General features: G+C 55.1%; 13 protein-coding genes. 8 read left to right on the plus strand and 5 right to left on the minus strand.

Going from position 1 to position 14,376, the window contains the following annotated elements; translation table 11 throughout:
• Positions 1–95 precede the first annotated feature (95 nt).
• Entirely contained in the window at positions 96–1,715 is a 1,620-nt protein-coding gene (nadB, locus tag RT197_RS21830; RefSeq protein WP_312953342.1) for an L-aspartate oxidase, read from the plus strand.
• Here nadB and trmN read toward each other — a convergent pair.
• Positions 1,700–2,437, minus strand: a complete 738-nt coding sequence (gene trmN, locus RT197_RS21835) for a tRNA(1)(Val) (adenine(37)-N(6))-methyltransferase TrmN (RefSeq protein WP_312953344.1) — start codon at positions 2,435–2,437, stop codon at positions 1,700–1,702. The genes nadB and trmN overlap by 16 nt on opposite strands.
• A gap of 131 nt (positions 2,438–2,568) precedes the next feature.
• Here trmN and srmB point away from each other — a divergent pair, with 131 nt between their 5' ends.
• Entirely contained in the window at positions 2,569–3,903 is a 1,335-nt protein-coding gene (gene srmB / locus RT197_RS21840; RefSeq protein WP_312953346.1) for an ATP-dependent RNA helicase SrmB, read from the plus strand.
• A 50-nt stretch (positions 3,904–3,953) separates the two neighbouring features.
• Here the strand turns inward: srmB and grcA are convergent, their stop codons facing one another.
• Positions 3,954–4,337: an autonomous glycyl radical cofactor GrcA gene (gene grcA / locus RT197_RS21845; protein WP_312953348.1), complete on the minus strand. Its 384-nt coding sequence runs from the start codon at positions 4,335–4,337 to the stop codon at positions 3,954–3,956.
• A 313-nt stretch (positions 4,338–4,650) separates the two neighbouring features.
• On the opposite strand from grcA, the gene ung reads away from it, so the two are divergent.
• Positions 4,651–5,340, plus strand: coding sequence for a uracil-DNA glycosylase (ung, locus tag RT197_RS21850; RefSeq protein ID WP_312953350.1), 690 nt, complete (start codon positions 4,651–4,653; stop codon positions 5,338–5,340).
• 55 nt (positions 5,341–5,395) lie between these two features.
• Here the strand turns inward: ung and RT197_RS21855 are convergent, their stop codons facing one another.
• Positions 5,396–6,439 carry a tRNA/rRNA methyltransferase gene (locus RT197_RS21855; protein ID WP_312953352.1) on the minus strand — a complete coding sequence of 348 codons (1,044 nt, stop codon included), beginning with the start codon at positions 6,437–6,439 and terminating at the stop codon, positions 5,396–5,398.
• A gap of 207 nt (positions 6,440–6,646) precedes the next feature.
• On the opposite strand from RT197_RS21855, the gene trxC reads away from it, so the two are divergent.
• The 5 genes from trxC to RT197_RS21880 all read left to right on the plus strand — a co-directional run bounded on the left by trxC (position 6,647) and on the right by RT197_RS21880 (position 12,370).
• Positions 6,647–7,066 (plus strand): thioredoxin TrxC, encoded by a 420-nt coding sequence (gene trxC, locus RT197_RS21860; RefSeq protein ID WP_312953353.1) that lies wholly within the window; start codon positions 6,647–6,649, stop codon positions 7,064–7,066.
• Positions 7,067–7,135: 69 nt separating this feature from the next.
• Positions 7,136–7,834 (plus strand): tRNA-uridine aminocarboxypropyltransferase, encoded by a 699-nt coding sequence (locus tag RT197_RS21865; RefSeq protein ID WP_312953354.1) that lies wholly within the window; start codon positions 7,136–7,138, stop codon positions 7,832–7,834.
• A gap of 35 nt (positions 7,835–7,869) precedes the next feature.
• Complete coding sequence (locus RT197_RS21870) at positions 7,870–10,530, plus strand: GNAT family N-acetyltransferase (protein ID WP_312953355.1); 2,661 nt, start codon at positions 7,870–7,872, stop codon at positions 10,528–10,530.
• A 113-nt stretch (positions 10,531–10,643) separates the two neighbouring features.
• Positions 10,644–11,999, plus strand: a complete 1,356-nt coding sequence (gene pssA, locus RT197_RS21875) for a CDP-diacylglycerol--serine O-phosphatidyltransferase (protein WP_312953356.1) — start codon at positions 10,644–10,646, stop codon at positions 11,997–11,999.
• A 44-nt stretch (positions 12,000–12,043) separates the two neighbouring features.
• Complete coding sequence (locus tag RT197_RS21880) at positions 12,044–12,370, plus strand: YfiM family lipoprotein (protein ID WP_312953357.1); 327 nt, start codon at positions 12,044–12,046, stop codon at positions 12,368–12,370.
• Here RT197_RS21880 and RT197_RS21885 read toward each other — a convergent pair.
• Together RT197_RS21885 and RT197_RS21890 are read right to left on the minus strand one after the other, a co-directional pair.
• A complete protein-coding gene (locus RT197_RS21885; RefSeq protein ID WP_312953358.1) occupies positions 12,367–13,668 on the minus strand; it encodes an MFS transporter in 1,302 nt (433 codons plus the stop codon). The genes RT197_RS21880 and RT197_RS21885 overlap by 4 nt on opposite strands.
• A gap of 105 nt (positions 13,669–13,773) precedes the next feature.
• Complete coding sequence (locus tag RT197_RS21890; RefSeq protein ID WP_312953360.1) at positions 13,774–14,229, minus strand: DUF4385 domain-containing protein; 456 nt, start codon at positions 14,227–14,229, stop codon at positions 13,774–13,776.
• Positions 14,230–14,376: the final 147 nt, after the last annotated feature.

The following is a 14,376-nucleotide window of genomic DNA, read 5'->3' on the forward strand; positions in this document are numbered from 1 at the left end:
GTTTAGCCATTACAACAAAAATTAAAAAAATAGTGCTATTCGCGCAAACGCAGTGCTATGCTCGGGCAACACTGTTTAGTAAATTAAACAAAAATATGAAAACAACGCTAGAACTCTCCTGTGACGTACTGATCATTGGCAGCGGGGCCGCCGGTTTATCGCTGGCGCTGCGTCTCGCTGAACAGCGTTCAGTCATCGTATTAAGCAAAGGCCCGGTCAATGAAGGATCGACGCTGTATGCACAAGGCGGTATCGCCGCTGTGTTTGATGAAATGGACAGCATCGAATCGCATGTAGAAGATACTTTAGTTGCCGGAGCGGGACTTTGTGAGCGTCACGCGGTTTCTTTTGTCGCCAGCAATGCCCGGCACTGCGTACAGTGGCTGATTGACCAGGGCGTACTTTTCGATACCCAGATCCAGCCTGACGGCGCAGAGAGCTATCATCTGACCCGGGAAGGTGGCCACAGCCACCGCCGCATTCTGCACGCTGCCGACGCCACCGGTAAGGCCGTGGAAACCACGCTGGTCAGCCAGGCGCTGGCGCATCCCAATATCCGAATTCTGGAGCGCTATAACGCGGTGGATGTCATCGTTTCCGATAAAATCGGTTTGCCCGGTCCCCGCCGGGTGATGGGCGCGTGGGTGTGGAACCGTAATAAAGAGAGCGTTGAAACCTGCGCCGCCGCTTCGGTGGTGCTGGCAACCGGCGGCGCGTCGAAGGTATATCAGTATACCACCAACCCGGACATCGCTTCCGGCGACGGGATCGCCATGGCCTGGCGTGCCGGATGCCGGGTGGCAAATCTTGAATTTAACCAGTTTCACCCCACCGCGCTTTTTCATCCGCAGGCGCGCAACTTTTTGCTTACCGAAGCGCTGCGTGGTGAGGGAGCGCTGTTAAAACGTCCCGACGGCTCGCGTTTTATGCCTGATTTCGATCCGCGCGGCGAGCTGGCTCCGCGCGATATCGTGGCGCGGGCTATCGATCATGAAATGAAGCGCCTCGGCGTGGAATGCATGTATCTGGATATCAGCCATAAGCCTGAAGAGTTTGTCCGTCAGCATTTTCCGATGATTTATGAAAAACTGCTGGGCCTTGGGATCGACCTGACAAAAGAGCCGGTGCCAATTGTTCCCGCCGCGCATTATACCTGCGGCGGCGTGATGGTGAACGATCACGGTCGGACAGACGTTGACGGGCTGTATGCCATTGGTGAAGTGAGCTATACCGGGCTTCATGGCGCAAATCGCATGGCGTCTAACTCCCTGCTGGAGTGTCTGGTATACGGCTGGTCGGCGGCAGAGGATATCCAGCGTCGCCCGTCGGCCACTGCGCAAACCCACACGCTTCCCGGTTGGGATGAAAGCCGGGTGGATAATGCAGATGAGCGGGTGGTGATCCAGCATAACTGGCACGAACTGCGCCTGCTGATGTGGGATTACGTCGGTATTGTCCGCACGACCCGACGCCTGGAGCGCGCGCAGCGCCGCATTGCGATGCTGCAACAGGAAATCGACGAATATTACGCCCATTTCCGCGTCTCAAATAATTTACTGGAACTGCGTAATCTGGTGCAGGTGGCCGATCTTATCGTCCGCTGCGCCATGCAGCGTAAGGAAAGCCGGGGTCTGCATTATACTCTTGATTACCCGGCGTTACGGGCGGACGCAAGCCCTTCTGTGCTGACGCCACCTGGCTACATAAAGAGATAAAACATCCGGGTCAGCGCAGCGTAGCTTTCCGAATACTGCTGCTCTGGCCCACGGATCGTCAGCCGATCGCTGTAGCACTCTCCCGGCTGGGGCGAAAACGCCAGCAGCACACGATGCGACGGGCGGTTTTCTGTTTCCGCAATATCGGTTCGCAGGCGCAAATGCCAGCCGGTGGATGCCGCCAGCTCGCTAAATGCGACGCTGACATTTTCCGGCAGTACCACGCAAAAAAATCCCTCTTCAGTAATACAGTCGGTCGCACAGGCCAGCAGCGCAGCATGATCCAGCGTGGTGGTATAGCGCGCCTGTTCGCGTTGCGCGGTCCGGCACTCAACGCCTTTTTCAAAATAAGGTGGATTACTGACGATCAGTTCATAGCGCCCGTGCTGGGTGTTAACCCACTGCTGGATATCGGCGCTGTGTACCCGGACGCGGTGCGCCCACGGCGTCTGGTTGATGTTTTCCTGCGCCTGTAGCGCCGCGTCCTCATCAAGTTCTACTGCGTCAACGGTGACGTTATCAGCCGTTCGCTGTGCCAGCATCAGCGCCAGCAACCCGCTCCCGGTGCCAATATCCAGAATGCGCTGGACCTGCGCTACCGGAGCCCATGCGCCCAATAAAATACCATCGGTCGTGACTTTCATGGCACAGCGATCGTGAGCGACAAAAAATTGTTTAAATGTGAATCCATTCCGACGCAGCGCGGATTTTGACTGAGACATCGTAACGACACTTCCTGATAACGACTCAATAGCTTAAGGTTAGGCACAATACCGGATAACAGTTAACCACACAAACAGATGAACATTGCGGCCGTAACGTCTATAATCAGCGCCCCACACTGAGGTAGAACATGACTGTAACGACTTTTTCCGAACTCGAACTCGACGATAGCCTGCTGGATGCACTCCAGGAGAAAGGCTTCACACGCCCGACCGCCATCCAGGCTGCCGCAATTCCGCCTGCGCTTGATGGCCGTGATGTCCTCGGTTCCGCGCCGACAGGCACCGGTAAAACGGCGGCATATCTGTTGCCCGCGTTGCAGCATCTGCTCGACTTCCCGCGTAAAAAATCTGGCCCGCCGCGTATTTTGATCCTCACTCCGACCCGTGAGCTGGCGATGCAGGTGGCGGATCACGCTCGCGAACTGGCAAAAAACACCCATCTGGATATTGCCACCATCACCGGTGGCGTAGCGTACATGAACCACGCGGAAGTGTTCAGCGAAAACCAGGATATCGTGGTCGCCACCACCGGTCGCCTGATGCAGTATATTAAGGAAGAAAACTTTGACTGCCGTGCGGTTGAAACGCTGATCCTCGACGAAGCGGACCGTATGCTGGATATGGGCTTTGCGCAGGATATTGAACATATCGCCGGGGAAACCCGCTGGCGTAAGCAGACCATGCTGTTTTCCGCAACGCTGGAAGGCGACGCGATTAAAGATTTTGCCGAGCGTCTGCTGGAAGAGCCAGCCGAAGTTTCCGCCACGCCGTCGATTCGCGAACGCAAGAAAATTCATCAGTGGTACTACCGCGCCGATGATATTCAGCATAAAACGGCGCTGCTGGTACACCTGCTGAAGCAGCCTGAAGCCACGCGCACGATCGTTTTCGTGCGTAAACGTGAGCGCGTGCATGAACTGGCGGGCTGGCTGCGTGAAGCGGGGATCAACAACTGCTATCTCGAAGGTGAGATGGTACAGATTAAACGTAACGAGGCGATTAAGCGTCTGACCGACGGTCGCGTTAACGTGCTGGTGGCAACCGATGTCGCCGCACGCGGGATTGATATCCCGGACGTCAGTCACGTTATCAACTTCGATATGCCGCGCAGCGGCGACACCTACCTGCACCGTATCGGGCGTACCGCCCGCGCCGGACGCAAAGGCTGCGCAATTTCGCTCGTCGAAGCGCACGATCATCTGCTGCTGGGTAAAGTCGGTCGCTATATTGAAGAAACGCTGAAAGCCCGCGTCATCGACGAGCTGCGCCCTACCACGCGCGCGCCGAGTGAAAAATCGACCGGCAAGCCGTCGAAGAAAGTGCTGGCGAAACGCGCCGAGAAGAAGAAAGAAAAAGACAAAGAGAAGCCGCGCGTGAAGAAACGTCACCGCGACGCCAAAAACATCGGCAAACGCCGTAAGCCGAGCGGTGACAGCGCAGCACCGCAGTCAACGAAAGAATAAAAAAAACGCCGGGTAAAAACCCGGCGTTTTTATTTACCCGCAGCCTGAAATCAGAGGCTTTCGGTAAAAGTACGAGCAATAACGTCGCGCTGCTGTTCCGGGGTCAGCGAGTTAAAGCGCACAGCATAACCAGAAACACGGATAGTAAGCTGCGGATATTTTTCCGGGTGCTCTACCGCGTCCAGCAGCGTTTCACGGCGCAGGACGTTAACGTTCAGATGCTGACCACCTTCAACGCGCACTTCCGGCTGCACGTCCAGCGGCACTTCGCGGTATTCGATTTCGCCCAGTTTGTTCACCGGAACGATGTCATCTTCAGCATAACCCGCTTTTGCGCACACGCAGCGAGCTTCACCTTTTTCGTTATCCAGCAACCAGAATGAGTTCAGCAGGTCGTCGTTAGCGGCTTTTGTAATTTGGATACCTGTAATCATGTGATGCCTCCCTTGGGCTACATTTCATTTTGTCGGCCAGCGTTGGCCAATTGGTAAAACCATTGTTGCTTGAGTGTATATATAACAGTCAAGCCATCCGCATTCTTTGATTTAAATCAACAAAAACCACACATGAAAAATGGTGATACGGGAAATTATTGTTTTATATCAATTTTAACTGGCAGTAGTGACCAAAAAATTTCGTAAAGTTTAAACTTTTTTTATCCCTGTTCTGCCTGCGGGCATGAATGGCATTTTGTGAAGTAGTAAGAAGCAGTTAAGCTATCTCTATCAACCTTTGCAGGAGAGCAAAATGACCACACCATTAACCTGGCACGACGTCCTGGCGGAAGAGAAAGAGCAACCCTATTTTATCAATACGCTGAATACCGTTGCCGCAGAGCGTCAGTCGGGGGCAACTATCTATCCGCCGCAAAAAGATGTCTTCAACGCCTTTCGTTTTACGGAGCTGGGCGAGGTTAAAGTGGTAATTTTAGGACAGGATCCATATCACGGCCCGGGTCAGGCGCACGGATTGTCGTTTTCTGTGCGTCCGGGCGTCGCTATTCCACCCTCTCTGTTGAATATGTATAAAGAACTGGAAGCCACGGTGCCGGGCTTTGAACGTCCTGCGCATGGGTATCTGGAAAGCTGGGCGCGCCAGGGCGTGCTGCTGCTCAACACAGTGCTGACCGTACGTGCAGGCCAGGCGCATTCACATGCCAGCCTCGGCTGGGAGACGTTTACTGATAAAGTGATCAGCCTGATTAATGAGCATCGTGAAGGCGTGGTGTTTCTGCTCTGGGGGTCACATGCGCAGAAAAAAGGGGCGATTATTGACGGTAAGCGCCACCATGTGCTGAAAGCGCCGCACCCTTCCCCACTCTCTGCCCATCGCGGCTTTTTTGGCTGTAATCATTTTGTGCTGGCAAATCAGTGGCTCGAACAGCACGGCGAAAAACCTGTCGACTGGACGCCCGTCCTGCCTGCCGAATCTGAATAAATAAAAAAGTCCGGGCTGGATGGCAGCACCGGACTTTTTTTATCTCACCAGCGTATTAAAGCTTATTCTGACGCCACCACTCGGCGAGCATAATCCCCGTCGCGACCGATACGTTCAGGCTTTCAACATTGCCCGTGCCGTTGATACCAATGCTCATGTCCGCAGCGGCGTGCGCAGCATCAGATAAACCGTCGCGCTCCTGCCCCAACACCAGCACCATTTTAGGCGGCAGCGTGGCGTCAAAGAGCGGCGTGCCTTTATTGCCACAGGTACTGACAATGGTATAGCCCGCTTCGCGGAAGCGATCGAGTGCATCAAACAGGCTGTCACCGGTGATCGGCTGCACGTGTTCCGCCCCGCCTTCCGCCGTGCGAATAGCCGCGCCGGATTCCAGCACCGCCGCATCATGCACCACCACGCCTTTCACCCCGAAGTGAGCGCAGCTACGCACCATCGCGCCGAGGTTGTGCGGGTTAGAGATATCTTCCATTGCCAGCACGCAGTCGGTTTCACCAGCCTGCGCCACCCATTGTTCAACGGAAGTCCCGCTGCGTTTTTTGATCAGGAAGCACACGCCGCCGTGATGATCGGTGCCGGACGCTTTTGCCAGCTCCTCGTCATCAACCACGTGGTAAGCCTTGCGATTGGCAGCCATCCAGCGCAGCGCTTCTTTAAAGCGCGGCGTCACGCTCTGTACAAACCAGGCGCGTACAATCGAGTCGGGGCGGCTCTGAAACAGCGCCTGACAGGCGTTTTCGCCGTATACGCGGGTTTCTTCCGCACGCTGGCGGCGCAGCACTTCCGGGTCGATAAAACTTTTACCGCTGATGCCACCGTGATCGGCTTTTACCGGCGTCTCATCATTCGGTGCGCGGGAAACCGTGCGCCACGGAGAGGCGTCGCGATCGCGGTCGCGGCTGCGATCCTGCTGACCCCGATCCTCGCGGGAAGGACGACGACCACCATCGGCTCGGGACGCTCCCGGACGGCCACCGCCTTTTCCGGTACGTGGATTATGTGTACGTTTATCCGAGTCGTCGTCGCTACGGACATACATCACTTTAACCTTGCCGCTTTTACTCTTAAATTCGTCGTTCATGCTTTCCTCCACCAGCGCTGCGCGAAGCGCGCAGATTACCTGATGTGCCCCCGCTTAGCTATGATTTCGTTTAAAAGCCTGCGTCTATTGTACTCATTGAATAAATCATATTGTTGTTTAAAACAGACTCAACAATAATATGTAACATTAAAGAAACATTCCGGCGTTTTTTGCCTTTCTGTCACCCTCCTTACCCTGAGGTTAGTTATGAATACCGTTTGTGCCAGTTGCCAGGCGCTTAACCGCATTCCAGACGATCGTATGAATGATGTGGCGAAGTGTGGACGCTGTGGCCACGATCTCTTCGACGGCGATGTGATCAATGCGACCGGTGAGACGCTGGATAAACTGCTGAAGGACGATCTGCCAGTAGTGGTGGATTTCTGGGCTCCGTGGTGCGGCCCGTGCCGTAATTTTGCTCCGGTGTTTGAAGACGTTGCCGAAGAGCGCAGTGGCAAAGTCCGTTTTGTGAAGGTAAATACCGAAGCTGAACGCGAGCTGAGCGCCCGTTTTCGCATCCGCAGTATTCCAACCATTATGATTTTCAAAAAGGGCGAAGTCGTCGACATGCTGAATGGCGCGGTGCCGAAAGCGCCTTTCGAGAGTTGGCTGAACGAATCCCTGTGATCCGCACGGGGCACATCTTGTGCCCCGAATTAAGCTCTGCGACAATGGCGTTTTTTCTGCGCCCCCATCATGACTGTTAACGCTGTACTTCGTCTTCGCGCCGAGCGCCTTGCTCGCGCCACACGTCCTTTTCTTGCCAGAGGCAATCGCGTTCGTCGCTGCCAGAGTTGCCTTTTACCCCTCAAAAACTGTCTGTGTGCAACCATTACTCCGGCACAAGCAAAAAGTCAGTTTTGCCTGGTAATGTTCGACACCGAGCCGATGAAGCCCAGTAATACGGGGCGTCTGATAGCCGATATTCTGCCGGAAACGACCGCGTTTCAGTGGTCCCGCACCGAGCCGCCGCAGGCGCTGCTGGATCTGGTGGCTAACCCGGATTTTCAGCCGGTGGTTGTTTTTCCGGCTTCTGCCGCAGACAGCGAAAGAGAGGTGCTTTCTGCGCCGCCCCCCGGCAAACCACCGCTGTTTATCATGCTGGACGGCACCTGGAGCGAGGCGCGTAAAATGTTTCGCAAAAGCCCGTGGCTGGATGCGCTGCCGATCATTTCCGTCGATTTATCCCGAATTTCTGCTTATCGCCTGCGCGAACCACACGGTGACGGGCAATACTGCACCGCTGAAGTGGCGATTGCCCTGCTGGATCTGGCGGGTGATACCGACGCGGCGATAGCACTGGGCGCTCACTTTACCCGTTTTCGCGAGCGCTATCTGGCAGGAAAATCTGCACATCAGGGCAACATCACAGCAGCATTGCCGGAAAGCGTTTAAAATCATTCGGTCACTTCTGTATAAGGAAGACCGGTATGAGTCAGCGAGGACTGGAAGCGCTACTGCGACCAAAGTCGATAGCGGTAATTGGCGCGTCAATGAAACCACAGCGGGCCGGTTATCTGATGATGCGCAATCTGCTGGCGGGCGGCTTTAGTGGGCCAGTGCTGCCGGTGACGCCAGCCTGGAAAGCGGTGCTGGGCGTGCTGGCCTGGCCGGATATCGCCAGCCTGCCATTCACGCCTGACCTGGCGGTGCTTTGTACCCACGCGCGGCGTAATCTCGCGCTGCTGGAAGCACTGGGAGAAAAAGGCTGCAAAACCTGCATTATTCTTTCCTCGCCTCCCGAACAGTTTGCGGAACTTCTGGCCTGCGCCCGGCGCTGGCAGATACGTCTGCTCGGCCCGAATAGTCTGGGTCTGCTGGCTCCCTGGCAGGGGCTGAACGCCAGTTTCTCTCCGGTGCCTGGTACGCGTGGCAAGCTGGCGTTTATCTCCCAGTCGGCGGCGGTGTCTAATACGATCCTTGACTGGGCGCAGCAGCGGGAAATGGGCTTTTCCTATTTTATCGCGCTGGGCAACAGCCTGGATATTGACGTCGATGAACTGCTGGATTTTCTCGCTCGTGACAGTAAAACCAGCGCTATCCTGCTGTATCTTGAGCATTTAAGCGATGCCCGACGCTTTGTTTCCGCCGCCCGTAGCGCCTCGCGCAATAAGCCCATTCTGGTGATTAAGAGCGGTCGCAGCCCGGAAGCGCAGCGCCTGCTGCACGTGAATTCCGGGATGGACCTGGCCTGGGATGCTGCCATTCAACGTGCGGGCCTGCTGCGCGTCCAGGATACCCACGAGCTTTTTTCCGCCGTCGAAACGTTAAGCCATATGCGTCCGCTGCGCGGTGAGCGGCTGATGATTATCAGCAACGGTGCCGCGCCCGCCGCGCTGGCGCTGGATATGCTGTGGCTGCGCAACGGTAAACTTGCCTCGCTTAGCGAGGAAACGCGCGAGCAGCTGCGTCAGGCCTTGCCGGAACGCGTCGAGGCTGCAAATCCGCTCGACTTACGCGACGACGCCAGCAGTGAACATTACGTCAACGCGCTGAATATTTTACTCGCCAGCCAGGATTTTGACGCCCTGATGGTGATCCACGCCCCCAGCGCTGCCGCTCCCGGCACCGAAAGCGCGCTGGCGCTGATCGAAGCGCTGAAACGCCATCCGCGCGGAAAATACGTTACCGTGTTGACCAACTGGTGCGGCGAGTTTTCCTCGCAGGAAGCCCGGCGTTTATTTAGCGAGGCCGGGCTTCCCACCTACCGCACGCCCGAAGGTACGATCACCGCTTTTATGCATATGGTGGAATACCGGCGCAATCAGAAGCAGCTCCGCGAAACCCCTGCCCTGCCGGGCAATCTGGCCGCAAATACCGCCGAAGCCCACAGCCTGCTCCAGCAGGCGCTTAATGACGGCGCGACGTCGCTGGATACCCATGAAGTTCAGCCTATTTTGCAGGCCTATGGTCTGCATACTTTGCCGACCTGGATCGCCAGCGACAGCGCCGAGGCGGTGCATATTGCTGAACAGATCGGTTACCCGGTGGCGCTAAAGCTGCGCTCGCCGGATATCCCGCATAAATCAGAAGTTCAGGGCGTGATGCTGTACCTGCGCACCGCAACCGAAGTGCAGCTGGCGGCAGATGCAATCCTTGACCGGGTTAAAATGGCATGGCCCGGTGCGCGTATTCACGGTCTGCTGGTACAAAGTATGGCTAACCGCGCCGGAGCACAAGAGCTGCGCGTTGTCGTCGAGCACGATCCGGTATTCGGCCCGCTGATTATGCTGGGTGAAGGCAATGTGGAATGGCGCGCGGACGATCAGGCAGCGGTGGCGCTTCCGCCGCTAAATATGAATCTGGCGCGCTATCTGGTGATTCAGGCGATTAAAAGTAAAAAAATCCGCGGGCGGAGCGCGCTGCGGCCGCTGGATGTACCGGGCCTCAGCCAGTTACTGGTGCGCGTGTCGAACCTGATTGTCGATTGCCCGGAGATCCAGCGGCTGGATATTCATCCGCTGCTGGCCTCGGCGGATGAATTCACCGCGCTGGACGTTACGCTTGAGATCGCCCCGTTTGAGGGGGACAGAGAAAGCCGCCTGGCCGTGCGCTCGTATCCGCAGCAGTTGGAAGAATGGGTCGATCTCAAGAATGGCGAACGCTGTCTGTTTCGGCCGATCCTGCCGGAAGATGAGCCTGCACTACAACAATTTATTGCGAAGGTGACGAAAGAAGATCTCTATTATCGCTACTTCAGTGAGATCAATGAATTCACCCATGAAGATTTAGCGAATATGACGCAGATAGACTACGATCGGGAAATGGCATTTGTGGCGATTCGACAAACTAAAGATGGCGATGAGATCCTTGGCGTCACCAGGGCCATTTCCGACCCGGATAATATTGACGCAGAATTTGCGGTGCTGGTGCGCTCGGATCTAAAAGGGCTGGGACTGGGCCGACGGCTGCTGGAAAAACTCATTCAGTATACCCGCGATCACGGGCTGGAACGGCTTAACGGCATCACGATGCCGAACAATCGGGGCATGATTGCGCTGGCGCGCAAACTGGGGTTCAATGTCGATATTCAACTGGAAGACGGGATCGTTGGCCTGACACTTTTACTGGCGCGCGCCGGGGACGGATAAGTAAGCTGCTGGAAATGTTGATCACTTTGGCAGGCAACGGTGATATGATTGCTCGCTTAAGTCGTCTGCCTGGTACAGAGGACCCTTCAATAAACAGAGAAGACCGCACTGTGATGTTGTCAAAATTTAAGCGTAATAAACATCAACAACACCTTGCCCAACTACCCAAGCTTTCTCAGTCAGTTGATGATGTTAAGTTCTTTTATAGCCCCGCTGATTTTCGGGAAGCGCTGCTGGCTAAAATCGCCAGCGCCACGCGCCGGATTTGCGTTGTCGCTCTCTATCTGGAGCAGGACGATGGCGGCAAGGGTATTCTTTCAGCGCTGTATGAAGCGAAACGTCAGCGCCCGGAACTGGACGTGCGCGTGCTCGTTGACTGGCACCGCGCACAGCGTGGCCGCATCGGTGCCGCCGCTGCAAATACCAACGCCGACTGGTACTGCCGCACCGCCCAGGAAAATCCTGGTGTTGACGTGCCGGTATATGGCGTTCCGGTAAATACCCGGGAAGCGCTGGGCGTTCTGCATTTCAAAGGTTTTATCGTTGATGACGCTGTTTTATACAGCGGTGCCAGCCTGAACGACGTTTATCTGCATCAGCATGATAAATACCGCTACGATCGCTACCAGTGCATTCGCAATAGCCGGATGGCAGACATTATGTTCGACTGGGTCGATCAAAACCTGATTCAGGGTCGCGGCGTGAATCGTCTTGATAATGACGCCCGTCCCAAAAGCCCGGAAATCAAAAATGATGTCCGCCTGTATCGTCAGGAATTGCGCGATACCAGCTACCATTTCCAGGGCGATGCTGATAACGAGCAGCTGTCGGTGACTCCGCTGGTCGGGCTGGGAAAATCGAGCCTGCTGAATAAAACCATTTTCCATCTGATGCCCTGCGCCGAGAAAAAGCTGACGATCTGCACGCCGTACTTTAACCTCCCTGCGGTTCTGGTGCGTAATATCATCCATTTGTTGCGTGAAGGTAAACAAGTGGAAATTATTGTCGGCGATAAAACGGCCAACGATTTTTACATCCCTGAAGATCAGCCGTTTAAAATCATCGGCGCGCTGCCTTATCTGTACGAAATCAACCTGCGCCGCTTCCTGAGCCGTCTGCAATATTATGTGAATACTGATCAGCTGATCGTCCGGCTGTGGAAAGATGATGACAATACTTATCATCTGAAAGGCATGTGGGTGGATGACGAGTGGATGCTGCTGACGGGGAATAACCTTAACCCGCGCGCGTGGCGGCTGGATTTGGAAAATGCGATCCTCATCCACGATCCGCATCAGGAACTCAGCACCCAGCGGGATCGGGAACTGGAACTGATCCGCACCCATACGACCGTGGTTAAACATTACAGCGATCTGCAAAGTATCGCGGATTACCCGGTTAAAGTGCGTAAGCTGATCCGTCGTCTGCGCCGGATCCGTATTGACAGGCTTATCAGCCGCATTCTGTAATCTTAAAGCCCCGCGTTGCCGGGGCTTTTTTTATAAGGCCCACCATGCGCTATCTCCTGCTGTGCTGTATTTTACCTCTCACTGGCTGCTGTAGTCATATGGCGAACGATGGCTGGAGCGGGCAAGATAAGGCCCAGCATTTTATCGCCTCCGCTCTGCTTTCGGCTGCAGGGAACGAAGTGGCTCAACAGCAGGGCATCAGCCGCGATCGCAGCGCGGCTATCGGGGTCATGTTTTCTTTAAGCCTGGGAGCTTCAAAAGAGCTGTGGGACAGCCGCCCCGAAGGAAGCGGCTGGAGCTGGAAGGACTTTGCGTGGGACGTCGCTGGTGCCACCACCGGTTACAGCGTGTGGCAACTGGCGCAGCACTAGAGGCGCAGACCTTTTCCTTTTTTGTGTAGCATCAACGAAACCACAAAAGCGACGGCTCCCAGCGCCGTTACGTACCAGAAGAACGCGGTCTCAGCCCCAATAGATTTCAGCGATAGCGCGACGTATTCCGCCGATCCGCCAAACAGAGCGTTGGCGACAGCATAGGACAGCCCTACCCCCAGCGCACGCACCTGTGCCGGAAACATTTCGGCCTTCAGAATGCCGCTGATAGAGGTGTAAAAGCTGACGATAATTAACGCGCACATCACCATTGCAAAGGCAGTATAGGGCGACGTAACATTTTGCAGCGCGGTGAGTATCGGCACGGTCAGAAGAGTGGTCAAGCCGCCGAAACAGAGCATTGACGCCCGACGGCCAATTTTATCGGAAAGCGCACCGATTAGCGGCTGAAGGAGCATAAACACGAATAATGCGGCGGTCATAATGGCGCTGGATGTATTCGCATTCATACCTGCCGTATTGACCAGGTATTTCTGCATATAGGTCGTAAAGGTATAGAATGCCAGCGAGCCGCCCGCCGTAAAGCCCAGCACCATGATAAAGGCTCTGCGGTTGCGCCATAATCCTTTAAAAGAGCCGGCCTCTTTCAACGCCCGAACCTCCTGTTTCGAGGTTTCATCAAGCTGACGTCGCAACCAGAGCGCGACTACGGCCAGCACTGCACCGAGGGCAAATGGAATTCGCCAGCCCCAGGCGCGGAGTTCTGCGTCATCCAGCACCTGCTGCAAAATCACCACAACCAGCAGCGCCAGCAACTGCCCGCCGATGAGCGTGACATACTGAAAAGAGGCAAAGAACCCCTTACGTCCTTCAAGGGCGACCTCACTCATATAAGTCGCGCTGGTGCCATATTCTCCGCCAACCGACAGTCCCTGAAAAAGCCTGGCGATCAACAGCAGCGCGGGTGCCCAGGTGCCGATAGTATCGTAGCCCGGCAGACAGGCAATCACCAGTGAGCCAAAACACATCATACAGACGGAAATCAGCATCGATTTTTTGCGCCCGCGACGGTCAGCGATACGTCCGAATAACCAGCCGCCGATGGGACGCATTAAGAACCCGGCAGCAAATATGCCCGCCGTTTGTAGCAGCTGGGTCGTGGTATTGCCGGAAGGAAAGAAAATATGGGCAAAATAGAGCGAGCAGAAGGAGTAGACATAGAAATCAAACCATTCGACCAGATTACCGGACGATGCGCCAACAATTGCCCATACGCGGCGGCGTACTTCCGGGGCATCAGCGGCATTTTTTACGGGACGAGGGGCGGTTTCAGGCATGTTATTCCTCCTTGTTATTTGGCTGTTCAGCCTTTTCTTTCAGGCAGCCAGATTACGCGCGCTACAAAAGTAAATAAAGTGTTAATTATTCGTCGGCTAATGTTGTTATCCCCATTTAGCCTGATGGTGTCGTTTGCGTTGCAGGTAGTCATCATCCGCCCGGATTTTATCCCACCATCCTTTGAAGACGGTGGCAGCAGCCGCTTTGGTCGGATCGTTGCCGCGCGGGTTTAGATTGCCGTCCTGAGCGTATTTTTTACCGCCCTTGTAGTTGGCATAGCGACGAGCGCGGGTGTAACCCATCTGGATAAATTTGCGAGCCATATCCATGCCGACAAAATCATTCTGAGCACGATAGGCCTCGAACAGTTTGTAGATTTTTTCAGCCGATTTTGTTGCCGATTCGGCATCTTTATAGCGCCAGAAGGGGAGAATTTCGCTTTTATAGGGTTCGACCAGCAACACACCCTGTTCACCCCGCCCTACCTGATAGCGTTCAGGGTGCTGGCGAAAGTCGATGGTGGAAAAATCCTGCTGGTAATCAAAGGGTTTTATAGCCAATTTTTATCCTCCCTGCCGGAATAGCAGTTAAAGGATAGTTCATCGCGCAGGGTTCAGGTGGGGATTATCTGGGTTGTACTTATCAGACGGGCAGAAACGCAAAAAGCCCGTCCTTGCGGACGGGCTTCTGCTTTATCTGATGCCTGG

The organism is Superficieibacter sp., from assembly GCF_032071645.1.
Classification (GTDB): Bacteria; Pseudomonadota; Gammaproteobacteria; order Enterobacterales; family Enterobacteriaceae; genus Superficieibacter.

What these genes read in the sequence shown, in the direction of transcription:
- RT197_RS21865 (WP_312953354.1), top strand. Translation starts at nt 7,136, where the DNA reads ATGACTGTTAACGCTGTACTTCGTCTTCGCGCCGAGCGCCTTGCTCGC.
- trxC (WP_312953353.1), top strand. Translation starts at nt 6,647, where the DNA reads ATGAATACCGTTTGTGCCAGTTGCCAGGCGCTTAACCGCATTCCAGAC.
- pssA (WP_312953356.1), top strand. Translation starts at nt 10,644, where the DNA reads ATGTTGTCAAAATTTAAGCGTAATAAACATCAACAACACCTTGCCCAA.
- srmB (WP_312953346.1), top strand. Translation starts at nt 2,569, where the DNA reads ATGACTGTAACGACTTTTTCCGAACTCGAACTCGACGATAGCCTGCTG.
- RT197_RS21855 (WP_312953352.1), bottom strand. Translation starts at nt 6,439, where the DNA reads ATGAACGACGAATTTAAGAGTAAAAGCGGCAAGGTTAAAGTGATGTAT.
- trmN (WP_312953344.1), bottom strand. Translation starts at nt 2,437, where the DNA reads ATGTCTCAGTCAAAATCCGCGCTGCGTCGGAATGGATTCACATTTAAA.
- RT197_RS21870 (WP_312953355.1), top strand. Translation starts at nt 7,870, where the DNA reads ATGAGTCAGCGAGGACTGGAAGCGCTACTGCGACCAAAGTCGATAGCG.
- RT197_RS21885 (WP_312953358.1), bottom strand. Translation starts at nt 13,668, where the DNA reads ATGCCTGAAACCGCCCCTCGTCCCGTAAAAAATGCCGCTGATGCCCCG.
- grcA (WP_312953348.1), bottom strand. Translation starts at nt 4,337, where the DNA reads ATGATTACAGGTATCCAAATTACAAAAGCCGCTAACGACGACCTGCTG.
- ung (WP_312953350.1), top strand. Translation starts at nt 4,651, where the DNA reads ATGACCACACCATTAACCTGGCACGACGTCCTGGCGGAAGAGAAAGAG.
- RT197_RS21880 (WP_312953357.1), top strand. Translation starts at nt 12,044, where the DNA reads ATGCGCTATCTCCTGCTGTGCTGTATTTTACCTCTCACTGGCTGCTGT.
- nadB (WP_312953342.1), top strand. Translation starts at nt 96, where the DNA reads ATGAAAACAACGCTAGAACTCTCCTGTGACGTACTGATCATTGGCAGC.